The sequence below is a fragment of the Cellulosimicrobium funkei genome, assembly GCF_004519295.1.
Classification (GTDB): domain Bacteria; phylum Actinomycetota; class Actinomycetes; order Actinomycetales; family Cellulomonadaceae; genus Cellulosimicrobium; species Cellulosimicrobium funkei.
In genome coordinates this window covers 34,990-59,357 of sequence record NZ_SOZH01000007.1, presented here as the reverse complement: position 1 = coordinate 59,357, position 24,368 = coordinate 34,990, and the positions used below count along the sequence as shown (strand labels likewise).

General features: G+C 74.8%; 18 protein-coding genes. 13 read left to right on the top strand and 5 right to left on the bottom strand.

Annotation, left to right across the window (positions count from 1 at the left end; all coding sequences use genetic code 11):
- The first annotated feature begins 6 nt into the window (after positions 1–6).
- From E1O70_RS12505 to E1O70_RS12495, 3 genes are all read left to right on the top strand, one after another.
- Entirely contained in the window at positions 7–822 is an 816-nt protein-coding gene (locus tag E1O70_RS12505; RefSeq protein WP_061268713.1) for an electron transfer flavoprotein subunit beta/FixA family protein, read from the top strand.
- A 13-nt stretch (positions 823–835) separates the two neighbouring features.
- Entirely contained in the window at positions 836–1,843 is a 1,008-nt protein-coding gene (locus E1O70_RS12500; protein ID WP_061268714.1) for an electron transfer flavoprotein subunit alpha/FixB family protein, read from the top strand.
- A gap of 126 nt (positions 1,844–1,969) precedes the next feature.
- On the top strand, positions 1,970–4,102 hold the full coding sequence (locus E1O70_RS12495; RefSeq protein WP_061268715.1) for a PhoX family protein: 2,133 nt from the start codon (positions 1,970–1,972) through the stop codon (positions 4,100–4,102).
- Positions 4,103–4,180: 78 nt separating this feature from the next.
- Here the strand turns inward: E1O70_RS12495 and E1O70_RS12490 are convergent, their stop codons facing one another.
- Positions 4,181–5,227 (bottom strand): aminoglycoside phosphotransferase family protein, encoded by a 1,047-nt coding sequence (locus tag E1O70_RS12490; protein WP_061268716.1) that lies wholly within the window; start codon positions 5,225–5,227, stop codon positions 4,181–4,183.
- Between the two features lie 290 nt (positions 5,228–5,517).
- Here E1O70_RS12490 and E1O70_RS12485 point away from each other — a divergent pair, with 290 nt between their 5' ends.
- Entirely contained in the window at positions 5,518–6,750 is a 1,233-nt protein-coding gene (locus tag E1O70_RS12485; RefSeq protein ID WP_061268737.1) for a cysteine desulfurase family protein, read from the top strand.
- Positions 6,747–7,934, top strand: a complete 1,188-nt coding sequence (mnmA, locus tag E1O70_RS12480; protein ID WP_061268717.1) for a tRNA 2-thiouridine(34) synthase MnmA — start codon at positions 6,747–6,749, stop codon at positions 7,932–7,934. The genes E1O70_RS12485 and mnmA overlap by 4 nt, the downstream gene beginning before the upstream one ends.
- On the opposite strand, the gene E1O70_RS12475 is transcribed toward mnmA, so the two are convergent.
- Complete coding sequence (locus tag E1O70_RS12475) at positions 7,907–8,335, bottom strand: ester cyclase (protein WP_061268718.1); 429 nt, start codon at positions 8,333–8,335, stop codon at positions 7,907–7,909. The two genes, mnmA and E1O70_RS12475, sit on opposite strands and share 28 nt — an antisense overlap.
- Positions 8,336–8,484: 149 nt before the next feature.
- Between E1O70_RS12475 and E1O70_RS12470 the strand changes: the two genes are divergently transcribed.
- The 3 genes from E1O70_RS12470 to E1O70_RS12460 all read left to right on the top strand — a co-directional run bounded on the left by E1O70_RS12470 (position 8,485) and on the right by E1O70_RS12460 (position 12,968).
- A complete protein-coding gene (locus E1O70_RS12470) occupies positions 8,485–9,537 on the top strand; it encodes a uroporphyrinogen decarboxylase/cobalamine-independent methonine synthase family protein (RefSeq protein WP_061268719.1) in 1,053 nt (350 codons plus the stop codon).
- A 168-nt stretch (positions 9,538–9,705) separates the two neighbouring features.
- Complete coding sequence (locus E1O70_RS12465) at positions 9,706–10,494, top strand: HAD family hydrolase (protein ID WP_061268720.1); 789 nt, start codon at positions 9,706–9,708, stop codon at positions 10,492–10,494.
- Complete coding sequence (locus E1O70_RS12460) at positions 10,491–12,968, top strand: glycoside hydrolase family 65 protein (RefSeq protein ID WP_061268721.1); 2,478 nt, start codon at positions 10,491–10,493, stop codon at positions 12,966–12,968. The genes E1O70_RS12465 and E1O70_RS12460 overlap by 4 nt, the downstream gene beginning before the upstream one ends.
- Positions 12,969–13,061: 93 nt before the next feature.
- On the opposite strand, the gene E1O70_RS12455 is transcribed toward E1O70_RS12460, so the two are convergent.
- Entirely contained in the window at positions 13,062–15,281 is a 2,220-nt protein-coding gene (locus E1O70_RS12455; protein WP_061268722.1) for a prolyl oligopeptidase family serine peptidase, read from the bottom strand.
- A gap of 206 nt (positions 15,282–15,487) precedes the next feature.
- On the opposite strand from E1O70_RS12455, the gene adhE reads away from it, so the two are divergent.
- From adhE to E1O70_RS12440, 3 genes are all read left to right on the top strand, one after another.
- Positions 15,488–18,232 (top strand): bifunctional acetaldehyde-CoA/alcohol dehydrogenase, encoded by a 2,745-nt coding sequence (gene adhE, locus E1O70_RS12450; protein WP_082774693.1) that lies wholly within the window; start codon positions 15,488–15,490, stop codon positions 18,230–18,232.
- A 215-nt stretch (positions 18,233–18,447) separates the two neighbouring features.
- Positions 18,448–18,669 carry a helix-turn-helix domain-containing protein gene (locus E1O70_RS12445; protein WP_061268723.1) on the top strand — a complete coding sequence of 74 codons (222 nt, stop codon included), beginning with the start codon at positions 18,448–18,450 and terminating at the stop codon, positions 18,667–18,669.
- Positions 18,670–18,733: 64 nt separating this feature from the next.
- Positions 18,734–19,123 (top strand): DUF6907 domain-containing protein, encoded by a 390-nt coding sequence (locus E1O70_RS12440; protein WP_128957449.1) that lies wholly within the window; start codon positions 18,734–18,736, stop codon positions 19,121–19,123.
- A 7-nt stretch (positions 19,124–19,130) separates the two neighbouring features.
- Here the strand turns inward: E1O70_RS12440 and E1O70_RS12435 are convergent, their stop codons facing one another.
- Both E1O70_RS12435 and E1O70_RS12430 read right to left on the bottom strand, forming a co-directional pair.
- Positions 19,131–19,856, bottom strand: coding sequence for a response regulator (locus tag E1O70_RS12435; protein WP_061268725.1), 726 nt, complete (start codon positions 19,854–19,856; stop codon positions 19,131–19,133).
- Entirely contained in the window at positions 19,853–21,076 is a 1,224-nt protein-coding gene (locus E1O70_RS12430) for a sensor histidine kinase (protein WP_128957450.1), read from the bottom strand. Before E1O70_RS12430 ends, E1O70_RS12435 begins: the two co-directional genes overlap by 4 nt.
- Before the next feature lie 195 nt (positions 21,077–21,271).
- Between E1O70_RS12430 and E1O70_RS12425 the strand changes: the two genes are divergently transcribed.
- Complete coding sequence (locus E1O70_RS12425; protein ID WP_082774698.1) at positions 21,272–21,853, top strand: M15 family metallopeptidase; 582 nt, start codon at positions 21,272–21,274, stop codon at positions 21,851–21,853.
- Positions 21,854–21,914: 61 nt separating this feature from the next.
- A complete protein-coding gene (ligA, locus tag E1O70_RS12420; RefSeq protein WP_082774694.1) occupies positions 21,915–24,362 on the top strand; it encodes an NAD-dependent DNA ligase LigA in 2,448 nt (815 codons plus the stop codon).
- The last annotated feature ends 6 nt before the right edge of the window (positions 24,363–24,368 follow it).

The following is a 24,368-nucleotide window of genomic DNA, read 5'->3' as shown; positions in this document are numbered from 1 at the left end:
CAGCCGATGCGGATCGTCGTCGCCGTGAAGTACGTCCCGGACATCCACGCCGACCGGGGCTTCGAGGACGGCCGCGTGGTGCGCCGGGCCGACGAGGGCACGCTCAACGAGCTCGACGAGAACGCGGTCGAGGCCGCGCTGCGCCTCAAGGAGGCGCTGCCGGAGGCGGAGCGCGAGACCAGCGAGGTGGTCGTGCTCACCGTCGCGGGGCCGGACGCCGACGGCGCCGTGCGCCGCTCCTTCCAGCTCGGCGCGGACCGCGGCGTGCGCGTGAGCGACGACGCGATCGCGGGCTCCGACTACTTCGGCACCGCGCGCGTGCTCGCCGCCGCGGTGCGCCGGCTCGCGGACGAGGCCCCGGTGGACGTCGTCGTGACGGGCATGGCCGCGCTCGACGGCCTGGGCTCCGTCGTCCCGACGCTCCTGTCGGCCGAGCTCGGCCTGCCGCAGCTCACGCTGGCCGGGAAGCTCGAGGTCGAGGGCGAGCCGGGCGCGCGCACCGCGCGCGTCACGCGCGAGCTCGACGGCGTCGAGGAGGTCCTCGAGGCGCCGCTGCCCGCCGTCGTGTCGGTCACCGACCACGCGAACGACCCGCGCATGCCCAACTTCAAGCTCATCATGGCGGCGCGCACGCGCCCCGTGGAGGCGTGGAGCCTCGCCGACCTCGGCGTCGACGCGGCGCTCGTCGGCGACGCCGGAGCCCGCACGCGCGTGCTCGACGCGTCGCCGCGGCCGCCGCGCCCCGACGCCGAGATCGTCGTCGACAAGGGCGAGGGCGGCCGCGCCCTCGCCGAGTTCCTCATCCGCAACGACCTGGTCTGAGAGGCGTCCGCACATGAGCACCCCCGGGGCCCGTACCGTCCTCGTCCTCCTCGACTCCGCGGCCACCGAGCTGCGGTCGCCCGTGCTGGAGCTGATCACCCTCGGCCGCGCGCTGGGTCGCGTGGAGGCCGTCGCGCTCGAGGCGCCGAGCGTCGGCGTCCTCGCCCAGCTCGGCGCGCACGGCGTCGCGCTCGTGCGGCAGGCGGAGCCGTCGTCGGGTGGGGAGGTCGTCACCGGCGACGCGCTGCACCTGACGCCCGTCGTCGCCGAGGTCCTCGCCGCCGCCGCGCGCGCGTCGCACGCCGACGCCGTCCTGCTGACGTCGTCGTTCCCGAACAAGGAGGCCGCGGCGCGCCTCGCGTTCCTCACGGGCGCCGGCCTCGTCGTCGACGCCTCCGCGCTGCACGACGACGGCACCCACCTCGTGGCGGACAAGCGCGTCTTCGCGGGTTCGTGGGACGTGCGCAGCGAGATCCTCACCGACCCGGCGGTGCTGACGCTCCGCGCGAACTCGGTCGTGCCGCAGCCGGCGGACGCCGCCGTCGCGACCGAGGTCGAGGCGCTGCGCGTCGAGCTGACCCCGGCGGCGACCGCGGCGCGCGTCGTGTCCCGCACGGTCGACGCGTCCGCGGGCGCGGGGCGCCCCGCGCTCGGGGAGGCTGCGATCGTCGTGGCCGGGGGCCGCGGCACGAACGGCGACTTCGGCCCCGTGGTCGAGCTCGCCGACGCGCTCGGCGCCGCCGTGGGCGCGACGCGCGACGCCGTCTACGAGGGCTGGCACGACCAGTTCGTCGGGCAGACGGGCGTCACCGTGGCGCCGCGCCTGTACATCGGCGCGGGCATCTCGGGCGCTCCGCACCACCGCGGCGGCATGCAGGCCTCGCAGGTGATCGTCGCGGTGAACAACGACCCGGAGTGCCCGCTGTTCGAGATCTCGGACTTCGCGGTCGTCGGCGACCTCGCGGACGTGCTGCCGCAGGCGGCCGAGGTGCTGCGCGAGCACCGGGCGTCGAAGGGCTGAGCACCCGGCCGGCGCCGAGAGTTCACCCGGTGTCCTCCGGGCGGTGGCCGGCCGGTCATCGATCGTTCCTAGCGTCGGGCCGACTCCCCGGTGACGGGGAGGCCCCCCGACCCGTGGAGACGACCGATGACGATCACGCCTGCCCCTGAGCATCGCCCCCTGCTCTCCGTCGCGCCGCACGCGCGCGGCAAGCGCAGCCCCGTCACCTGCCGGCTGAAGTGCGCGGACGCGTGCTCGCACCCGGTCCCCAACGAGAGCGCGAACGAGACGTTCCGCGACGTGGTCGCGGGCGCGCTGTCGCGCCGCGCGCTGCTCGGCGGGCTCGCGGTGGGAGCCGCGGCCGTCGTGCTCGGCGCCCAGACCGTCGCCGCGCCGTCCGCCGCCGCCCAGGACGTCGTGGCGCACGGCGGCCACGGCGGTGGCCGCCCGCAGAAGGGCCTCGCGTTCGGCGCGATCTCGCCCCAGCCCGCGACGCGCGACGCGCTCGTCGTCCCCGAGGGCTACCGGTGGCGCCCGGTGATCCGCTGGGGCGACCCGATCCTGCGCGGCGGGGCGCCGTTCGACGTCTCGCGCCAGACCCCGGAGCAGCAGGCGCGGCAGTTCGGCTACAACAACGACTACCTCGACATCCTGCCGTTCGAGCGCCAGCACGCCCTCGCCGGCGGCCGTGGCGCGGGCAAGGGGCCGGGCCGGGGGACGCGCGGGCTGCTCGTCGCGAACCACGAGTACACGAACCCGGCGATCATGTTCGACGCCTCGTACGACGCCCCGACGCGCCGGGCGATCGAGCGCGCGGCGCACGGCATGTCCGTCGTCGAGGTGCGTCGTCGTCGGACCGGGACGCCGTGGGACTACGTGGCCGACAGCCGGTACAACCGCCGCGTGCACCTGACGACCGAGTTCCGCCTCACCGGGCCCGTCGCGGGGTCGGACCTCGTCAAGACGGTCGCCGACCCGTCGGGCACGCGCGTGCTCGGCACGCTCAACAACTGCGCGGGCGGCACGACCCCGTGGGGCACCGTGCTCTCGGGCGAGGAGAACTACAACGGCTACTTCCGCACGTCGGGCACGGGCCACGACGCGCGCTACGGCCTGCGCGACGCCGCGACCGGGTACGGGTGGGAGCTCGACGACCCGCGGTTCGACGCCCGCAACCCCGGGTACGAGAACGAGCCGAACCGGTTCGGCTGGATCGTCGAGATCGACCCGTACGCGCCCGACGAGCCGCCGGTGAAGCACACCGCGCTCGGCCGGTTCAAGCACGAGGGCGCCAACGTGATCCTCTCGCGCCGGGGGAACGCGGTCGCGTACATGGGCGACGACGAGCGCTTCGACTACGTGTACAAGTTCGTCTCGTCGCGCACGATGCGCCCGGGGAACAGCGAGGGCGCGCGCCGCCACAACAAGACTCTGCTCACCGAGGGCTCGCTGTACGTCGCGCGGTTCCGCGGCGACTCGCCGGCGTCCGAGATCGACGGGTCGGGCGCGGTGCCGTCCGACGGCGCGTTCGACGGCTGGGGCGAGTGGGTCCCGCTCGTCGTCGACGGCCGCAGCGAGGTCGAGGGCATGAGCCTCGAGGAGGTGCTCGTCTACACGCGCGTCGCGGCCGACAAGGTCGGGGCGACGAAGATGGACCGCCCCGAGGACGTCGAGCCCAACCCGGTCACGGGTCGCGTCTACGTCGCGTGCACCAACAACACCGCGCGCGGCCCGGCGGCGGCGGAGGCCGCGACCGAGCCGAACCCGCGCAACACCAACCGCGACGGGCACGTCGTGGAGATCGTCGAGGACCGCGACGACGCCGCGTCGCTGACCTTCCGCTGGAACCTGCTGCTGGTCGCGGGCGACCCCGCGACGAACACCTCCACCTACTTCTCGGGTTACCCGAAGGAGAAGGTCTCCCCGATCTCCTGCCCGGACAACCTCGCGTTCGACGCCGAGGGCAACCTGTGGATCTCGACGGACGGCCAGCCGAGCACGATCCAGAAGTGCGACGGGCTGTTCAAGGTCACGCCCGACGGCCGCGAGCGCGGGCGGGTCGAGCAGTTCCTCTCGGTGCCGCGCGGCGCCGAGACGTGCGGGCCCGTCGTGGACTCGGCGGACCGCATGGTCTACGTCGCGGTGCAGCACCCCGGCGAGGACGGGACGTTCGACGCGCAGGTGTCGCACTTCCCGGACTACCTCACGCCGGGCGCCCCGGTGCCGCCGGGAGCCTTCGCCGGGCCGCGGCCCGCGGTCGTGCAGGTCTGGCAGGACTGACGCCCGGGCCCTGACGCCACGACGGCCCTGACGCCACGACGGCCCCGGCGCCACGACGGCGCCGGGGCCCGCCCGCGCTCAGAGCCCGAGCTGCTCCAGCCACGCGACGGCCGCGACGCCCTGGGCGCGCTGGAACGGTCGCAGGCGGGGGATGGTCGGGATCGCGGGCTGCCGCGCGGAGTGCAGGAAGTACCCGGCGATCCCGGCGACGACGGCGCGCAGGTCCGTGGGGTGCACGTCCTGGCCGAGCGGGTGCGCGGCGAACGTCGCAGCCGCCCAGGCGCCCCCGCGCGCGCGTCGCGCCGGGTCGGCGCTCACCGTGACGGGCTCGCACACGTCCCGGACGCCCTGCATGACGACGCTCGGCAGGAGCATCGCGAGGTCGAGCCACGCGGCGCCGCGCGACGCGTACGGCCAGTCCACGAGGTACACCTTCTCCGGGGTCAGCAGCACGTTGTCGGCGCGCAGGTCGCCGTGCACGAACGACTCGCCCTCGCACGCGACGAGCGCCCCGCGCTCAGCCTCGGCGAGCGCGTCGAGGTGCTCCGCGGCCCAGGGCACGAGCGTGGCGAGGCCGGCGTCGGGGTGCGCGCGCAGGGCCCGCCAGCCGGTCGCCATGTCGGCGAAGTCGGGGCCGGTCGGCGGCAGGCGCATCGCCCGGGCGCCGGGCACGGACGCGACGCGGACGAGCGCCGCGAGCACGCGGTCGAGCTCGTGCGGGTCCCACGGCGTGCCGGGCGAGCGCCCGTCGACCGCCTCGTACGCGAGCGCGACCCAGTCGCCGTCGCCGTGGCCCCACGCGAAGCGCGGCGCCGGGACCGCGCGGGGCAGCCGCGTCGCGACCTTCGCCTCGGCGCGGTGCAGGTCGGCGGCCACGGGCTCGTCGGCGGTCCGAGCGGCCTTGACGAAGAGGCGGCTGCCGTCGTCGAGCGTGAGGACGGACGCGAGCCCCGGGCTGAACCCCGCCGGGACCGACCGCTCGTGCACGACCCTGCCCCCGGCGACCGCCTCCAGCTCGTCGCGCAGCGCGAGCGGCAGGTCGGCCCAGCGCAGGCGTCGGCCGCCCGAGGCGACCGGGACGTCCCCGGCGGCCTCGACGGCGGGCGGCGCGACGTCGTCGGGCATCGAGAGGCCACTTCCCCTGTCGGTGGCTGGACGGTCCCGCCCGCGGCACGTTCCCGTCCCGCGGCGACGTGTGGCGCGCGACGGCGGTCCTGCGACCAGGGCGAGCACCCGGCGACGGCCGGGCGTAGATGCCCACAACCTAGCGGTTTCCGCCGGGATGTCCAGCGCCGCCCACCCCTCGGACCGCGAGTGTCGCCCCGCGGTTCGTAGACTGGGTGACCGTGACCCCTGCTCCCGGCCCCGTGACCGGCGCCCGCCCCGGCGCGCACGGCGGGCCGACCCCCGTCCCCGTGACGGCGTACCTCGACCACGCCGCCACGACGCCGCTGTCCCCGGCGGCGCGCGACGCGTTCGTCGACGAGCTGACCCGCACGGGCAACCCGTCGTCGCTGCACGCCGCGGGGCGCGCCGCGCGGCGCACGGTCGAGGAGGCGCGCGAGTCGGTCGCCGCCGCGCTCGGCGCGCGACCGAGCGAGGTCGTCTTCACGGCGGGCGGCACGGAGGCCGACAACCTCGCGGTCAAGGGCCTGTTCTGGGGCCGCCGCACGACCGACCCGCGCCGGCGGCGCATCGTCGTGTCCGCCGTCGAGCACCACGCGGTGCTCGACCCCGCGTTCTGGATGGCGGAGCACGCGGGCGCCGAGATCGTCCTGCTGCCCGTGGACGCCGAGGGGCGCGTGGACCTCGCCGCCCTGCGCGCCGAGATCGCGGAGCACGCGGACGAGATCGCCCTGATCTCCGTCATGTGGGCCAACAACGAGGTGGGGACGTTGCAGCCCGTGCCGGAGGTCGTGCAGCTCGCGCGCCCGCACGGCATCCCGGTGCACTCCGACGCCGTGCAGGCCGTCGGGCAGGTGCCGGTCGACTTCGCCGCGAGCGGTCTCGACGCGATGACCGTCTCCGGGCACAAGCTCGGCGGCCCGGTCGGCGTCGGCGCGCTCGTCGCCCGGCGCGACGCCCCGCTCACGCCCGTGCTGCACGGCGGCGGCCAGGAGCGCGGCGTGCGCTCGGGGACGCTCGACGCCCCCGCGATCCGCGCGTTCGGCGTCGCGGTCACCGAGGCGGTCGCGCACCGGCCCGAGCGGGCCGCGCACCTCGCCGCGCTGCGCGACGAGCTCGTCGCGGGCGTGCGCGAGCGCGTCCCGGACGCCGTCCTCAGCGGGCCCGAGCCCGGCGCGCACGACGACGTCGACCGCCTGCCCGGCAACGCCCACTTCACCTTCCCGGGCGCCGAGGGCGACTCCCTGCTCTACCTGCTCGACTCCGCGGGCGTGCAGGCCTCGACCGGCTCGGCGTGCCAGGCCGGCGTGCCGCAGCCGTCGCACGTCCTGCTCGCCATGGGCGTCCCCGAGGCGGACGCGCGGGGTGCGCTCCGCTTCTCGCTCGGCGTGACGTCCACGCGCGACGACGTCGCGCGCCTCCTCGACGCCCTGCCCCGGGCCGTGGAGCGCGCCCGGGCCGCAGGCCTCGCGTCGAGCCCGGCGCGCACGCGCGTCACGAGCCGCACGGGGGGTGCCGCGTGAGGGTCCTGGCCGCCATGTCGGGCGGCGTCGACTCGGCCGTCGCCGCGGCGCTCGCGGTCGAGGCCGGGCACGAGGTGGTCGGCGTGCACATGGCGCTCTCGCGCGACCGGGACCAGTTCCGCACCGGCTCGCGCGGGTGCTGCTCGATCGAGGACGCGGGGGACGCGCGCCGCGCGGCCGACGTGCTCGGCATCCCGTACTACGTGTGGGACCTCTCCGAGCGGTTCGAGGACACGGTGGTCGCCGACTTCCTCGCCGAGTACGAGGCCGGGCGCACGCCCAACCCGTGCGTGCGCTGCAACGAGCACATCAAGTTCGAGGCGCTGCTCGACAAGGCGACCGCGCTCGGGTTCGACGCCGTCGCGACGGGCCACTACGCGCGCGTCGAGACGCGCGAGGTCCCCGACGCGTCCGCGCCGGACGGGGTGCGCACGGTGCGCGAGCTGCACCGCTCCCCGAACACGGCGAAGGACCAGTCCTACGTCCTCGCGGTCATGGGTCCCGAGCGGCTCGCGCGGGCGGTCTTCCCGCTCGGCGGCTTCGCGTCCAAGGACGAGGTCCGCGCCGAGGCGGCGCGGCGCGGCCTGTCGGTCTCCGCGAAGCCCGACTCCTACGACATCTGCTTCGTCGCCGACGGCGACACCCAGGGCTTCCTGCGCGCGCGCCTCGGCGCGCGGCCGGGCGAGATCGTCGACGCGGAGGGCACGGTGCTCGGCGAGCACGACGGCGCCTACGCGTACACGGTCGGGCAGCGCAAAGGGCTCGGGATCGACCGGCCCGCGCCCGACGGCCGCCCGCGCTACGTGCTCGACGTCCAGCCCGCGAGCAACCGGGTGGTCGTCGGCCCGGCCGAGCTGCTGAGCGTCGACCGGATCGAGGCGGGGTCCGCCGTCTGGTTCGACGACGCGCGCCCGCCCGCGGGCGAGGCGGCCGACGTCGAGGTGCAGGTGCGCGCGCACGGCGCGCCCGTCCCCGCGCGCGTGCGCGCCGTCCCCGGCGGGTCGATCGAGGTCGAGCTCACGGGCACGCCGCTCCGGGGTGTCGCGGCCGGTCAGTCGCTCGTCGTCTACGCCGGCACGCGCGTGCTCGGGCAGGGCACGGTCGACCGGGCGTACCGGGCCGGCCGAGGCTCCGGCGCCCCGCGTGAGCCGGAGGCTCAGCCGACGCCGACGGCCGCCGGGTGAGCGAGCGCCCGCACGAGCGCCGACTCGTCGCGCACGCACCAGTGCTCGGCTGCGCGTCCCTCGGTGAAGCGGAGCACGTGCATCTCGCGGACGCGGAACCGGCGGCCCGTCGGCGCGACGCCGCGGAAGTGGCCGGTGTGCCGCGCGCTGAGCTCGACGTGCAGCGCCACGAGGTCGCCCTCCGCGACCGCGTGCAGCACCTCGACGTGCTGGTCCTCGAACGCGTCCGCGTACCAGTGCATGGTCGCGACGAGGCCCTCGTCGCCGCCGTCGCCGCCCGGTGCCGCGTCGTGGTTGCGGAAGCCCGGCGCGAGCAGCGCCGCGACGGCGTCGGCGTGGTTGCCCGGGATCGCGTGCGTGTGCACGGCGACGGCGGCGGCCTTGTTCTCGTGCGTGCCCATGGCGGGGTCCTTCCGCGGGACGGCCGTGCGGCCCCCGGACCCCGGCGGGGTCACGGCACGGCTCGGTGTTCCGATGTGCTCCTGGAGAGAGGTGGACGGCTCGTGGTTCGTGACGAGGTGCGTGGCACGTGTGCACGCGAGGGCGCGGCGTGACGGCGGTGAGCGGCCTCGGGCCGTGGCCCGGGGGCGAGGGCGCGGACGTCCTGGAAGCACAGCTCACGGTGCTCGGCGATCTCGCCGCCGTGCCGTCGGGCGTGCGGGGGGTGCCGTTCCTCGTCCAGCTCCCGGGCCGCGGGCCCGGCGCCGACGCGACGGGGCGGACGGCGGCGCTGCTGCCCGGGCTGCCCGTCGAGCTCGGCCCCCACGGCTGGAAGCTCGCGGACCACGGCGGCGCGGACCTGCGCCGTGCGGAGGCGTACCTGCGCGAGGACGTGGAGGCGCTCACCATCGCGGGCGCCGGGTACGCGGGGCCGCTCGCCGTGACGGTCACCGGGCCGTGGACGCTCGCCGCCGAGGTGTACCTCGCGCGCGGCGACCGCGTGCTGTCCGACCGCGGCGCGGTGCGCGAGGTCGTCGAGGCGCTCGCCGCGGGCGTGGCCGAGCACGTCGCCCAGGTCCGCCGCCAGGTCCCGGGGGCGGACGTCGTCGTGCAGGTGGACGAGCCGCTGCTCGCGCAGGTGGGCGCGGGCGTGCTGCCCACGTTCTCGGGCTACTCGCGCCTGCGCGCCGTCCCCGGCCCGGACCTCGTGGACGGGCTGCGCCCGGTGCTCGACGCCGCGCGCGCCGCGTCCGCGTCGACGGTCGTCCACGTCGGCCCCGCCTGGGTGGGCGTCGCGCCGGTCGTCCTCGCGGGCGCCGACGCGGTCGGTCTGACGCTCGGCACGTGGGACGAGCGGTCCTGGGAGACGGTCGCGCGCGCGGTCGAGCGCGGCGTGCGCCTCTGGGCCGCGCTGCCGCCCGCGAAGGTCTCGCAGTGCGCGGGGCCGGCGCTGGGCGAGCTCGCCGACCTCGTCAGCGTGCCGTGGCGCCGCATCGGGCTCGGGCTGCCCGCGCTCGACGACGTGACGCTCCTCGGCGCGCCGCGGTCCGGCGTCGGGGGTGACCTCGGTGGCGGGGTCGCCGGCACGCCCGACGAGCACCGTGCGCTGCTCGCGAACCTCGGCCGCGTCGCCGACGTCCTGGCCGAGCGCGCGCACGCCTGAGCGTCGCCCGGACACGCCCTGAGCGCTTTCCGCGCACGGCTCCGGGTGCGTACGCTTGACCTCGCGCGACGGTCACGACGGCGACGTGCGGACGGCCGTCCCGCGGCCTCCGGACGGCGCGGGAACGGCCGGGCGCAGACCCTCGTCCCCCCACCGCGAAGGATCTCCATGCCCGTCCTGCGAGCCGTGCTGTTCGACCTCGACGGCGTCCTCACGCCGACCGCCGAGCTCCACATGCGCGCCTGGGAACGGCTGTTCGCGCCCTACTGCGCCGCGCACGGCCTCGCCCCGTACACCGCCGCGGACTACTTCGCGTCGATCGACGGGAAGCCCCGGTACGACGGCGTCGCGACGTTCCTCGCGTCGCGGGGCGTCACGCTGCCGCGCGGCGAGGTCACGGACGCGCCGGGGGAGTCCACCGTGTGCGCGCTCGGCAACCGCAAGGACGAGATCGTCAACCGCATGTTCGCCGAGGAGGGCATCGCGCCGTACCCGGGCTCGGTCCGGTTCCTCGACGCCGTGACCGCGGCGGGCGCGGCGGTCGCCGTCGTGTCGTCGTCGCGCAACACTCCCGCCGTCCTCGCGGCGGCCGGGCTCACGCACCGGTTCGCGGTCGTCGTGGACGGGAACGTCGCGGCGCGCGAGCACGTCGCCGGCAAGCCCGCACCGGACACGTACCTGTACGCGGCGCAGCTGCTCGACGTCCCCGCCGCGGAGGCCGTCGTCGTGGAGGACGCGCTGTCGGGCGTGCAGGCCGGCGCGGCCGGTGGGTTCGGGCTCGTGCTCGGCGTCGACCGCGGGGTGGGCGCGGACGCGCTGCTCGCGCACGGGGCCGACGTCGTCGTGGCCGACCTCGGCGAGCTCGACGCGACGGTCCTCGACCGTCCTCGCGCGGCGACCGCCGACGCCGTCCGTCCCGCCGTGACCGCCCCCGCCGACGAGGAGGCGGGCGCGTGATCCGCCGGACCGCCGACGAGCGCGGCACCGTGGACCGCCTGCGCTTCCCGGCCGACCCGTGGCGGCTCGTCGAGTCGCAGTTCTCCGCGGAGGACCTCGGCGTCACCGAGACGCTGTTCGCCGTCGCGAACGGCTACCTCGGCATGCGCGGCAACGTCGAGGAGGGCCGCGAGTCCCACTCGCACGGCACGTTCGTCAACGGCTTCCACGAGACGTGGCCCATCCGGCACGCGGAGGAGGCGTACGGCTTCGCGCGCGTCGGGCAGACGATCGTCAACGTCCCGGACGCCAAGGTCATCCGCCTCTACGTGGACGACGAGCCCCTCCTGCTGCCCGTCGCGGACCTCATCGACTACGAGCGCTCGCTCGACCTCCAGGACGGCGTCCTGCGGCGCGAGCTGCTGTGGCGCACGCCGTCGGGCAAGCGCGTGCAGATCCGCTCGCAGCGCATGGTGTCGTTCGTCGAGCGCCACCTCGCCGTCATGACGTTCGAGGTCACGCTCCTCGACGCGGCCGCGCCCGTCGCGATCTCGTCCCAGATCCTCAACCGCCAGGACGGCCAGGACGAGTACCACGTGCGGTCCGCGTCGCTGGGGGAGGGCTTCGACCCGCGCAAGACGAACCAGTTCACCGGCCGGGTGCTGCAGCCGCAGACGCAGTTCGGCGACGACGAGCGCCTCGTGCTCTCCTACCGCTGCACCAACTCCGGCATGACGCTCGCCGTCGCGGCCGACGACCTGCTCGAGACCGAGAACGAGTGGGACGTGCGCACGCTCGCCGAGGACGACCTCGCGAAGCACGTGTTCCGCGTGCACGCCGAGCCCGGGCGGCCCATCCGGCTCACCAAGCTCGTCGCGTACCACACGTCGCGCGGCGTGCCGTCGCGCGAGCTCGTCGACCGCTGCCGGCGCACGCTCGACCGGGCGCGCGAGACCGGCGTCGAGGCCCAGCTCGCGCTCCAGCGAGAGTGGCTCGACGACTTCTGGGCCCGCTCCGACGTCGAGATCCCCGGCCAGCCGGGCGTCCAGCAGGCCGTGCGCTGGAACCTGTTCCAGCTCGCGCAGGCCACGGCGCGCGCCGAGGGCAACGGCGTCCCCGCGAAGGGCCTCACCGGCTCCGGGTACAGCGGGCACTACTTCTGGGACACCGAGATCTACGTCCTGCCGTTCCTCACGTACACGAGCCCGCGGTACGCGCGCAACGCGCTGCGCTTCCGCTACCAGATGCTCGACGCCGCCCGGCGTCGCGCCGCGGAGCTGTCGCAGAAGGGCGCGCTCTTCCCCTGGCGCACGATCAACGGCGAGGAGGCGTCCGCCTACTACGCGGCCGGGACGGCGCAGTACCACATCGACGCCGACGTGAGCTACGCGCTCGTGCAGTACGTGCGCACGACGGGCGACGAGGACTTCCTGCGCCGCGAGGCCGCGGACATCCTCGTCGAGACGGCGCGCATGTGGGAGGACCTCGGCTTCTGGCGCGCCAACGGCGACGACAACTTCCACATCCACGGCGTCACCGGGCCGGACGAGTACACGACCGTCGTCAACGACAACCTCTTCACGAACGTCATGGCGCGCTTCAACCTGCGCGCCGCGGCGTACGTCGTCGAGCGCATGAAGGCCGACCATCCCGAGGACTACGCGCGTCTCGTGGACCGGCTCTCGCTCGGCGCGTACGAGGCCGCGGAGTGGGTCCGCGCGGCCGACCACATGTCGATCCCGTACGCCGAGAGCATCGGCATCCACCCGCAGGACTCGCACTTCCTCGAGCGCGAGATCTGGGACCTCGCGCACACGCCCGAGGACAAGCGGCCCCTCCTGCTGCACTACCACCCGCTCGTCATCTACCGCTACCAGGTGCTCAAGCAGGCCGACGTCGTGCTCGCGCTGTTCCTCCAGGGGCAGCACTTCAGCGCCGAGGAGAAGCTCGCCGACTTCGAGTACTACGACCCGTTGACGACGGGCGACTCGACGCTCTCGGGCGTCGTGCAGTCCATCGTCGCGGCCGAGGTGGGGTACCACGAGCTCGCGCTCGAGTACTTCGTGTCGTCGATCTTCGTCGACCTCGCGAACCTGCACGCCAATGCGTCCGACGGCGTGCACGTCGCGTCCGCGGGCGGCACGTGGTCCGCGCTCGCGTACGGGTTCGGCGGCATGCGCGACTCGGAGGGCGACCTCACGTTCGACCCGCGCCTGCCCCAGGAGTGGGAGTCGCTCACGTTCCGCGTGCAGTGGCGCGGCTCGCGGCTGCGCGTCACCGTGCTGCCCGACGCGATCGAGCTCGACGCCGAGACCGGCGACGGCGCGCAGGTCGTCGTGCGGGGCGAGCAGGTGAAGGTCGTCCCGGGCGAGGTCGCGCGCGTCGCGCTCGACGGCCAGGGCCCGGTCAGGCCGGGCCGCCCGAGCCTGCGCGCCCTCTCCGGCAACCGCCGCGAGGACGGCACCCTCATCACCGCGACGGTGCCGCACTCCTGAGGCCCGCCCGCACCTTGCCGACCAGGTGGTCCTGGCGCGTCCGGTCTCGCGGACGCGCCAGGACCACCTGCTCGGCTCGCCGGGAGCGCCCGGTCAGCCGAGGCGCTCGGCGAGGAAGCGGTAGTGCACCGCGGCCATGTGCGCGGCCTGGGCGTTGTTCGCGGCGCCGCCGTGGCCGCCCTCGATGTTCTCGTAGTACGTGACGTCCTTGCCCTCGCCGAGCATCTTCGCGGCGAGCTTGCGCGCGTGGCCCGGGTGGACGCGGTCGTCCTTGGTCGACGTCGTGAACAGCACGGGCGGGTAGTCGCGCTCGGCGTCGAACAGGTGGTACGGCGAGAACGTGCGGATGAACTCCCACTGCTCGGGGTCGTCCGGGTCGCCGTACTCCGCGGCCCACGACGCCCCCGCGAGGAGCTTCGTGTAGCGACGCATGTCGAGCAGCGGCACGCCGACGATCACGGCGCCGAAGAGCTCGGGGTACTGCGTGAGCATGTTGCCGGCGAGCAGGCCGCCGTTGGAGCGGCCCTCCATCCCCAGGTGCTCGGGGGTGGTGATCCCGCGGGCGACGAGGTCGCGCGCGACGGCGGCGAAGTCCTCGTAGGCGCGGTGGCGGTTCGCCTTGAGCGCGGCCTGGTGCCACGCGGGCCCGTACTCGCCGCCGCCGCGGATGTTCGCGACGACGTAGACGCCGCCCTGCGACAGCCACGCGCGGCCGAGCGCGCCGGAGTAGGCGGGCGTGAGCGAGATCTCGAAGCCGCCGTACCCGTACAGGAGCGTGGGCGCGGTGCCGGTGCCGGTTCCGGTACCGCCGTCGCCCGCCCCCGCGACGAGGTCCGCGCGGCCCACGACGAAGTACGGCACGCGGGTGCCGTCGTCGGACGTGGCGAAGTGCTGCGCGACCGTCATGCCGTCGGCGTCGAAGAACGCGGGGTTGGACTTGACGACCTCGGGCGCGCCCGCGTCGCCCGGGCGCTCGCCGAGCGACAGCAGCGAGAGGGTCGTCGGCGTGAGGTAGTCGGTCGTGACGAGCCAGAGGTCGTCGGTGTCGACGGGGTCGACCGCCCCGACGGCGACCGTGCCCAGCGCGGGCAGGCCCGGGATCTCCGAGCGCACCCACGGCGCGTCCGCGGCCTCCTGCCCGACGGCGCCACCGGCGTCCGGCGGCGTCAGCACGTGCAGCCGGTTCTTCACGTCGTCGAGCACGTTGACGACGAGGTGGTGGCGCGTCCACGTGGCGCCGGCGAGGGAGGTCGTCGCCGTCGGCTCGAAGAGCACGGTGAAGCCGCGGTCGCCCGCGAGGAAGTCGTCGAACCGGGCCGCGAGGAGCGACCCGGCGCGGTACGTCGCGCCGCCGACGGTCCAGTCGTCGCGCAGCTCGACGAGCAGCCACTCGCGCCGCACGCCGACCTCGGCGGAGTCCGGGACGTCGATCTTCGTCAGACGCTGCTCGGGCGTGCCGGTGCGCTCGGCGAGGTAGAGCTCGTCGGAGTAGAACGCCTTGGAGCGGTGCACGAAGTCGCGCTCGAACCCGGGCGTGTGCGAGCGCCAGGCGGAGATGTACATGTCGTCGTCGGTGCCCTCGTAGACGGTCACCGCGGCGTCGAGCGGGGTTCCGCGCGTCCAGCGCTTGACCACGCGCGGGTACCCGGACGGCGTGAGCGTGCCCTGGCCGAAGTCGGTGAAGACGTAGACGGTGTCGGCGTCGATCCAGCCGAGCGAGCCCTTGGCCTCGGCGCGGTGGAAGCCGCCGTCCTCCGGCGCGACGAACCGCTTCTCCACGAGGTCGAACTCGCGCGTGACGTCGGCGTCGGAGCCGCCGGGGGAGAGCTCGACGAGCGCGTGCCGCCACGGCTCGCCCGCGGCGAGCTGCTCCGGCGTCGGGCGCAGGACGCTCGCGCCGTGCCAGACCCACGACTCGCCCTCGGCCGCGGCGAGCGCGTCGAGGTCGAGGACGGTCTCCCACTCCGGGTCGTCGGTGCGGTAGGACTCGAGCGTCGTGCGCCGCCAGACGCCGCGCTCGTGCTGCGCGTCGCGCCAGAAGTTGTAGTACCGGTCGCCGATCTTCGAGACCTCGGGGATCTTCGCGTCGGAGTCGAGCACCTCGCGGATCGCGCGCTCGGTCGCGGCGAACTCGTCGGCGGTCTCGAGCGTGTCGGCGACCTCGGCGTTGCGGGCGCGGACCCAGGCCAGCGCCTCGTCGCCCTCGACCTCCTCGAGCCAGAGGTACGGGTCGTGGGGGGTGCCGTCGGGTCGGTCGGTCGCGGCGCGGCTCTCGGTCGCGGGCGAGGGGCTCGTCGTCTGCTCGGCGGTCATGGTCACCCACCCTACGGCGCGCGGGCCGTGGTCCGGAGGTCACGAGGAGGCGGGGACCTTCGGCCCGCATCGGGGCTCGACCCTTGTGGGCACGAGCGCCTTGTGAAAACCTTCACAAGTAGAGAGACCGCCGAAGGAGCCGGGGCATCCCGGCCCCGGCACACCCGCGGCCGACGCCCGGCGAGGTCGGGCACCGGAGGGGACGCATGAGCGCGAAGAGCGCCAGCACGAAGGTCGAGAACCGCACCGAGGACACCCGCACGACGCACGAGATCGACGTCCTCGTCGAGCGGGCCCGCAAGGCGCTCGACCAGTACATGAGCCTCACGCAGGAGGACGTCGACCGGATCGTCCTCAAGGCGTCCGTCGCCGGCCTGCACCAGCACGGCCACCTCGCGCAGATGGCCGTCGCCGAGACCGGGCGCGGCGTCTTCGAGGACAAGGCGACGAAGAACATCTTCGCGTGCGAGCACGTGCCCAACTCGATGGCGAACCTCAAGACGGTCGGCGTCATCGGTCGCGACGAGCTCACGGGCGTCGTCGAGATCGCCGAGCCCGTCGGCGTCGTGTGCGCCGTGACGCCGGTGACGAACCCGACGTCGACCACGATCTTCAAGTCGCTCATCGCGCTCAAGACGCGCAACCCCGTGGTGTTCGCGTTCCACCCGAGCGCGCAGCGCTCGTCGGTCGAGGCGGCCCGCATCGTGCGCGACGCCGCGGTCGCGGCCGGCGCGCCCGACGACTGCATCCAGTGGGTCGAGCACCCGTCGATCGAGGCGACCAGCACGCTCATGCACCACCCCGGCGTCGCGCTCATCCTCGCCACGGGCGGCAACGGCATGGTCCGCGCGGCCTACTCGGCCGGCAAGCCGGCGCTCGGCGTCGGGGCCGGCAACGTCCCCGCCTACGTCGAGAAGAGCGCCGACCTCGGCCGCGCGATCAACGACGTCGTCATGTCGAAGGCGTTCGACAACGGCATGGTGTGCGCCTCGGAGCAGGCGCTCATCCTCGACGACGTGATCTACGACGACGCGATGCGCGAGCTCGCCCGCCTGCACGCCTACCGGGTGACGCCCGCCGAGAAGGCGATGCTCGAGCGCCTCATCTTCGGGGTCGAGGCGAACGGCACGAACTGCGCCGGGGCGAAGCTCAACCCGAAGGTCGTGGGCAAGTCGCCCGTGTGGATCGCGCGCGAGGCGGGGTTCGAGGTCCCCGACGACACGTCGATCATCCTCGCCGAGATCGACGACGTCGGCCCCGACGAGCCGCTGAGCCGCGAGAAGCTCACGCCCGTCCTCGCCGTGCTGCGCGCGCGGGACACCGAGCACGGCGTCCGCCTGGCCGAGCGCATGGTCGAGCTCGACGGCCTGGGCCACTCGGCCGCCATCCACACGTCCGACGAGGCGCTCGTCGAGCGCTACGGGTCGCGCGTGAAGGCTGTGCGCGTGCTGTGGAACAGCCCGACGTCGCTCGGCGGCATCGGCGACATCTACAACGCGCTGCTCCCGTCGCTCACGCTGGGCTGCGGCAGCTACGGCGCGAACTCGGTGTCGAACAACGTGTCGGCGGTCAACCTCATCAACGTCAAGCGGATCGGGCGGCGCAACAACAACATGCAGTGGTTCAAGGTGCCCGCCAAGACGTACTTCGAGCCGAACTCGATCCAGTACCTCGCGCAGATGCGCGACGTGCACCGCGTCACGATCGTCACCGACAAGGTCATGAGCCGCATCGGCGTCGTCGACCGCGTGCTCGACGTCCTCGCCCGCCGCGAGGAGAAGGTCGCGATCCAGATCATCGACGCGGTCGAGCCGGAGCCGAGCGTCGGCACCGTGAACCGCGGCGCGGAGTCGATGCGCGACTTCGAGCCCGACACGATCATCGCGATCGGCGGCGGGTCGCCGATGGACGCTGCCAAGGTCATGTGGCTGCGCTACGAGCACCCGGAGATCGAGTTCTCCGACATGCGCGAGAAGTTCTTCGACGTGCGCAAGCGCGCGTACAAGTTCCCCGAGCTCGGGGGCAGGGCGAAGCTCGTGTGCATCCCGACGTCGTCGGGCACCGGCGCGGAGGTGACGCCGTTCGCGGTCATCACCGACCCGGAGACGGGCTTCAAGTACCCGCTCGCCGACTACGCGCTCACCCCGACCGTCGCCATCGTCGACCCCGTGCTCACGGACACCATGCCGGCGAAGCTCGCGGCCGACTCGGGCTTCGACGCCCTCACGCACGCGACCGAGGCGTTCGTCTCCGTCTACGCGAACGACTTCACCGACGGGCTGTGCCTGCAGGCGATCAAGATGGTCTTCGAGCACATCGAGGACTCGGTCACGCAGGGCGCGGCGGCCCCGAAGGCCCGCGAGAAGATGCACAACGCGGCGACCATCGCGGGCATGGCGTTCGGCTCGGCGATGCTCGGCATCGTGCACGCCATGGCGCACACCGTGGGCTCGACCTTCCACCTCGTGCACGGGCGCACCAACGCGGTGCTCCTGCCGCACGTGATCCGCTACAACGGCCAGGTGCCCACGAAGCTCACGAGCTGGCCCAAGTACGAGCGCTACGTGGCCCCGGAGCGGTTCCAGGAGATCGCGAAGCACCTCGGGCTGCCGGCCTCCACCCCGGAGGAGGGCGTCGAGTCGTACGCGAGGGCGGTCGAGGAGCTGCGCGCCAAGGTGGGCATCGAGGCGACGTTCGCCGCGCAGGGCGTCGACGAGCGGGCGTTCATGAGCCGCCTGGACGACCTCGCGCTCCGGTCGTTCGAGGACCAGTGCGCCCCGGCGAACCCGCGGATGCCGGTCCTGGAGGACATGCGCGACATCCTCGTCGCGGCCTACCGCGGCAGCAGCCGCGAGGTCGTGCGGGCAGAGCGTCTCGCGGCCCACGAGGGCGCGAGCACCGAGGACGGGCAGGCGGCGACCCCGCCTGCCGGGAGCGTGGCGGCCGGCTGACCCTTCCCGGCCCCACGAAACCCGGAGCCCGACGGCGCGAGTCCCCTTCCGCCGTCGGGCTCCGTCGTGTGACGAGAGGGCCTGCAGTGTGCTATCTATGAGTAGCACGCGTCGCGCGGGCGCCCCTCGCGGAGCGGGGGAGGGGGTCGTTCGAGAACGGGGTGATACCGATAAGTCTGTAGACCGAGGAGTAGCGCTGGGTGACGGTTGCACGCGTGCAAGGAGATCTGCAGCGCGCGCTGGGTGAGAACCTGCGGACCCTCCGGGTCGGCCGCGGGATGAGCCAGGAGGACTTCGCCGAGTTCCTCGGCGTCCACCTGACCTACATGGGCGGGGTCGAGCGCGGGGAGCGCAACCTGACCCTCCGCTCGGTCGAGAAGCTCGCCGAGCGGCTCGACGTCGACCCCGTCTCGCTCCTCCGTCCACCGCCTTCGTAACGGCGCGGTCCGGCGTGTCGGACGCCCCCGGCATCATGGTCCCGTCGCCGGGGAGGTGATCGGCATGACCGACGTGCTCGACAGCACGACAGGGGGATCAGCAGTGTGGGCTTCGCCGCTCGGGAGGCCGTCCTGGCAGGTGGACGACTGCCCGCCGTGGTGCGTGGCCGTCCACGAGGAGGGCGACCACCCGCACGACCGCAAGCACCTCGGCCCGGAGCTCACGGTGCCCGCCACGACCCTCGCGGCGCACGCGTCGCCGGACGGCGTGCACCGGGACGAGCGGTCGGCGTCGGAGCTCGTGGTGTCGCTCCACCGCAGGGACGGGTCGCACGACACGTGGGTCTACGTGGGCGACGGGTTCGAGCAGCGCCTCGAGGTGCTGCTCGGCGACATGTGGCGCATCGTCGAGGCGTTCGGGCGCGCGGTCGAGGGCCTGCCCCCGGAGGCGTGAGCCGGGCTCAGGCCGTGCCGCCCGGCCGCACGAACCCGGCCTCGTACGCGAGGATCACGAGCTGCACCCGGTTCGTCAGCCCGACCTTGGTGAGCAGCGACCGCACGTGGCTCTTCACGGTCGCCTCGGTGAGGTGCAGCTCCGCCCCGATCTCGCGGTTCGACAGGCCGCGCGCGACCGCGAGGAGGACCTCGCGCTCGCGCGGGGTCGCCGCGTCGAGGCCGGTGACCGCGGACCCGGTCTCGACGGCGTCGGAGGCCGCGAGCGGCGCCTGCCGGGCGAGCTCGACGTAGGTCGAGATGATGCGGCCCGTGACCGCCGGGTCGAGCAGGGAGTCGCCGGCGTGGACGCGGTGCACGGCGTCGACGAGCGACTGCGGGTCCGCGTCCTTGAGGAGGAACCCGGCGGCGCCCGCGCGCAGCGCGCCGTAGACGTACTCGTCGTCGTCGAACGTCGTGAGGACGAGCGTGCGCACCGCCGCGAGCTCGGGGTCGGCCACGATGCGGGCGGTCGCCTCGATGCCGTTCAGCCGGGGCATGCGCACGTCCATGAGCAGGACGTCGGGGCGCAGGGCGCGCGCCATGGCGGCCGCCGTCTCCCCGTCCCCGGCCTCGCCGACGACCGTGACGTCCGGCTCGTTGTCGAGGATCATGCGCAGGCCCAGCCGGATGGTCGCCTGGTCGTCCACGACGACGACGCGGACCGGCGTCGTGCCCGTGCCGGGGGCGCTCACGCCGCGGCCCGCGGGACTCGCGCCTCGACCGTCCAGCCGCCGCGCCCGTCCGGCCCGGCGGACAGCGCGCCCCCGGCCGCGAGCGCCCGCTCGCGCATGGAGGTCAGGCCGTGGCCCTGCCGCCCGTCGGTGCTCGGCAGCGGCGGTCCGGCGTCGTGGACGCGCAGGCGCAGGTCGCCCGCACGGTCGGTCAGCGTCACGGTCACGTCGTGGGCGAGGGAGTGCAGCAGCACGTTGGTCAGGGCCTCCTGGGCGATGCGGACGACGGCGAGGCCGGACTCGGCGCTCGTCGCGGGCCACGGGTCGGGGAGCGTGAGGTCGACGGCGCGCCCGGCGTCGCGCAGGCGGCGGGCGGCCGCGCGCAGCTCGTCCGCAGCCCGGTCGCCGTCGGGCGTCGGGGCGAGGGCCGCGGTGCCGCCGTCGGCCTCGGTGCCGCGGCGCAGCACCTGCACGACGGACCGCATCGCGGTGAGCGCCTGCTTGCCCTCGTCGGCGATCCACCGCACGGCCTCGGCCGGCGCGTCCGGGCGGTTCGCCGCGACGCGGTCCGCCGCCTGGGCGCGCACGACGATCGCCGACATGTGGTGCGCGACGACGTCGTGCAGCTCGCGCGCGATCCGCGTGCGCTCGGCGAGCGCGGCGCGCTCCGCGAGCTCGGCCTGGAGCGCCTGGAGCTCGGCGTTGCGCTCGCGCAGGCTCTCGGACGTGAGGGCGAGGCGGCGGAAGAAGTACCCGGCGGCGACCGCGACGAGCACGAGGGCGAGCGCGAGGACGACGTCGGAGGGGGAGTTCGCGACCCAGAGCTCCTCGACGAAGAAGGGCCGGGGAGGCAGGACGAGGCCCGGGCGCCCCGCGAGCTGCAGCGCGAACGCCGCGAGGCCGGCGCCGACGGTCGCCAGAACCGGCGGCACCGCCCCGGACCGGGTCGCCGCGAAGGCCGCGATCATGAGCGGCACGAGCTCGAACGGGGTCTGCATGATCCAGGGGATCGCGAGCGGGTAGAGCGTGACGGTGCCCCAGAACAGCGGGCCGGGCGCGACGCGCCGCAGCGCGAGCGCGAGCACGATCCCCAGCCCGGCGATCCGGTACGAGTCGGGGAAGCGCGGGTACCAGTAGTCGCCGCGCTCCATGACCATGACCACGGTGAACCACACGGCGCCCGCGACGAGCGCGGTCGCGAGGTCCTGCGCCCACACGGGCAGGCGGGTCGTCGGGGGCACGCGTCCACGGTAGCCGGGGCGGGTCGTGCGCGGCACCGCCCCGGGAGGGAACCCGGCCCGTGCCGCCTCCGCCCCAGGGCGGAACGACGTCGGGCCGGGGGCGGACGCTCCCCGTCCGGGTGCACCGCACGGCGGGGTCGAGGAGTCGCCGTCGGGTCGATGTGGCGCGAGGTCCCCGCGGGCGAGCCTCGTCCCATGACCACGACACCCCTGCGCCCCACCCCGCCCGCCCGCCACGTCCCGGGCCCTCGCGGCCCGCGGCGCGTCGCCCGGACCGTGCTCGGCGTCCTCGCCGTCGGCGCGCTCGGCGTGGCAGGCGCGCTCACGTACCTCACCGTGACGACGCACGACGGCGACGCCGTCGCCGACCCGTCGCCCACGTTGCGCCCCCAGACCGCGACCGGGCTGGACCCCGAGCTCGAGCGGCGCTTCGACGAGGCGCGGGCCGCCGCAGACGCCGAGGGGGTCGAGCTGACGCTCACCTCGGGGTGGCGCACCGCGGCGGAGCAGGAGCAGCTCGTCGAGGCGGCGCTCGAGCGCTACGGGTCGCCCGAGGAGGCCCACCGGTGGGTGCTCCCGCCCGAGACCTCCGAGCACGTCGCGGGCCTCGCGATCGACGTCGGGCCGACGGACGGCGCGCTGTGGCTCGGCGAGCACGGCCCCCGGTTCGGCCTGTGCCGCACGTACGCGAACGAGATGTGGCACTTCGAGGCCGCGACGGAGCCGGGCGGGACGTGCCCGCCGATGCACGAGGACGCCTCGCACGGCTGGGGGTGAGGGCCCGCCGGGGTGCGGTCCGGGGGCGGCAGATGTGGGCGGTCCGCGCGATGATGTGCGGGTGAGCGAGAGCACCCCCGCGACGTCAGCGCCGACCCCCCCGACCCCGACGGACGAGGACGTGCCCGCGGCGTCGTCCGCCGCCGAGCTCGACGAGGCCGCGGCGCAGCGGCGCTGGGCCGAGCTCGTCGCGCAGGTCGAGGCCGACCAGCGGGCCTACTACGAGGAGGACCAGCCGGTCTCGTCCGACGCGGAGTACGACGCGCGGATGCACGAGCTGCAGGCGCTCGAGGCCGCGCACCCCGCCCTCCAGACGCCCGAGTCACCGACGCAGCGCGTGGGCGGGCGGGCCGCGGCCGGCTTCGCGACCGTCCAGCACCTCGAGCCCATGCTCTCCCTCGACAACGCCTTCAGCGCCGAGGACCTCGCCGCGTGGGCGGCACGCGTGCACCGCGACCTGGGCGTGGCCGCGGACGCCGAGGTGGACTACCTGTGCGAGGTCAAGATCGACGGCCTCGCGATCGCGCTGCTCTACGAGAAGGGCCGTCTGGTGCGGGCCGCCACGCGCGGCGACGGGCGCACGGGCGAGGACGTGTCCGCCAACGTGCGGACGATCCCGAGCATCCCGCAGCGCCTCGCCGGCGACCCCGCGACGCACCCCGACGTCATCGAGATCCGCGGCGAGGTGTTCATGGGTGTCGCGGACTTCGCCGCGCTCAACGAGAAGCTCGTCGCCGCGGGCCAGGCGCCGTACGCGAACCCGCGCAACACCGCGGCCGGGTCGCTGCGCCAGAAGGACCCGGCCGTCACCGCGAGCCGCAACCTGCGCATGTACGCGCACGGCGTCGGCGCGCTCCAGTGGGAGGCCGGCGAGCACGCCGAGCTCGCGCGGCAGTCCGACGCCTACGCCCTGTTCGAGCAGTGGGGCGTGCCGGTGTCGCCGCACAACCGGGTCGTGCACGGCCTCGACGAGGTCATGGAGCGCATCGCCTACTTCGGCGAGCACCGGCACGACATCGAGCACGAGCTCGACGGGATCGTCGTCAAGGTCGACGAGCTCGCGCTCCAGAGGCGGCTCGGCGCCACGAGCCGCGCGCCCCGGTGGGCCATCGCCTACAAGTACCCGCCCGAGGAGGTCAACACGCGCCTCCTCGCGATCCAGGTCGGTGTCGGCCGCACGGGCCGCGCGACCCCGTACGCCGTCATGGAGCCGGTCAAGGTCGCGGGCAGCACGGTGCGCCAGGCGACCCTGCACAACCAGGACGTCGTCCGCGCGAAGGGCGTGCGCATCGGCGACATGGTCGTGCTGCGCAAGGCGGGCGACGTCATCCCCGAGATCCTGGGCCCGGTCGCGGCGCTCGCGGACGACGGCTACCCGCGCGAGGACTTCGTCATGCCCGCGGACTGCCCGGAGTGCGGCACGCCGCTGCGCCCCATGAAGGAGGGCGACGTCGACCTGCGCTGCCCCAACGCCGAGTCGTGCCCCGCCCAGGTGCGCGGCCGGGTCGAGCACATCGGGTCGCGCGGGGGGCTCGACGTCGAGGTGCTCGGCGAGGTGACGGCGGCCGCGCTCACGCAGCCGCTCGAGCCGGCCGAGCCGCCGCTGCGCACGGAGGCCGGGCTGTTCGAGCTGAGCGTCGAGCAGCTCGTCCCGATCCGGGTCGTCGTGCGCGACTCCGAGACCGGGCTGCCGCGCGAGTACGACGGCACGGGCGAGCCGGCCGAGATCACCATGCCCGACGGCTCGACCGCGACCGTCAAGTCCGTGTGGCCGTTCCGGAAGAAGCGCAAGCTGTCGAAGGCCGCGGAGCGTGAGGCGATCGAGGCGGGGGAGCCGCTCTTCGAGGCGTCGACCAACGCGACGAAGCTCGTGGAGGAGCTCGAGCTCGCGAAGACGAAGGACCTCTGGCGCATCCTCGTCAGCCTGAACATCCGGCACGTGGGCCCGGTCGCGGCGCGTGCCCTCGCGGACTGGTTCGGCTCGCTCGACGCGATCCGGGCCGCGACGCGCGACGAGCTCGCCGCGGTCGAGGGCGTCGGGCCCGTGATCGCCGACCAGGTCGTCGAGTGGTTCACCGTCGGCTGGCACGTCGAGATCGTCGACCGCTGGCGGGCGGCCGGGGTGCGCTTCGAGATCCCCGACCACCCCGGCCCCGGCGCGCGCCAGGAGCCGACCGGTCCGCTCGCCGGGCTGACGGTCGTCGTGACGGGATCGCTCGAGGGGTTCAGCCGCGACGGCGCCAAGGAGGCCGTCATCGCGGCGGGCGGCAAGGCGTCCGGGTCGGTCTCGAAGAAGACGGACTACGTCGTCGTCGGGGCGAGCGCCGGCTCCAAGGAGACGAAGGCGCGCGACCTCGGGCTGCCGATCCTCGACGAGGAGGGCTTCGTCGCGCTCCTCGCCGGAGGGCCCGACGCCGTGGCCGACCGCCTCGGTGCGGGCCCGGCTTCGGACGACGCGGGCGACGCCCCGGCCACGGACGGCGGGGGAGAGCCCGGCGCGGACGGCTGAGCCGCG

Bases quoted from the DNA above. Each gene is read 5' to 3' on its own strand.
- E1O70_RS12440 (WP_128957449.1), top strand. From the start codon at position 18,734: ATGACCGACGTGCTCGACAGCACGACAGGGGGATCAGCAGTGTGGGCT.
- E1O70_RS12505 (WP_061268713.1), top strand. From the start codon at position 7: ATGCGGATCGTCGTCGCCGTGAAGTACGTCCCGGACATCCACGCCGAC.
- adhE (WP_082774693.1), top strand. From the start codon at position 15,488: ATGAGCGCGAAGAGCGCCAGCACGAAGGTCGAGAACCGCACCGAGGAC.
- E1O70_RS12490 (WP_061268716.1), bottom strand. From the start codon at position 5,227: ATGCCCGACGACGTCGCGCCGCCCGCCGTCGAGGCCGCCGGGGACGTC.
- E1O70_RS12465 (WP_061268720.1), top strand. From the start codon at position 9,706: ATGCCCGTCCTGCGAGCCGTGCTGTTCGACCTCGACGGCGTCCTCACG.
- E1O70_RS12500 (WP_061268714.1), top strand. From the start codon at position 836: ATGAGCACCCCCGGGGCCCGTACCGTCCTCGTCCTCCTCGACTCCGCG.
- E1O70_RS12495 (WP_061268715.1), top strand. From the start codon at position 1,970: ATGACGATCACGCCTGCCCCTGAGCATCGCCCCCTGCTCTCCGTCGCG.
- E1O70_RS12425 (WP_082774698.1), top strand. From the start codon at position 21,272: ATGACCACGACACCCCTGCGCCCCACCCCGCCCGCCCGCCACGTCCCG.
- E1O70_RS12455 (WP_061268722.1), bottom strand. From the start codon at position 15,281: ATGACCGCCGAGCAGACGACGAGCCCCTCGCCCGCGACCGAGAGCCGC.
- E1O70_RS12475 (WP_061268718.1), bottom strand. From the start codon at position 8,335: ATGGGCACGCACGAGAACAAGGCCGCCGCCGTCGCCGTGCACACGCAC.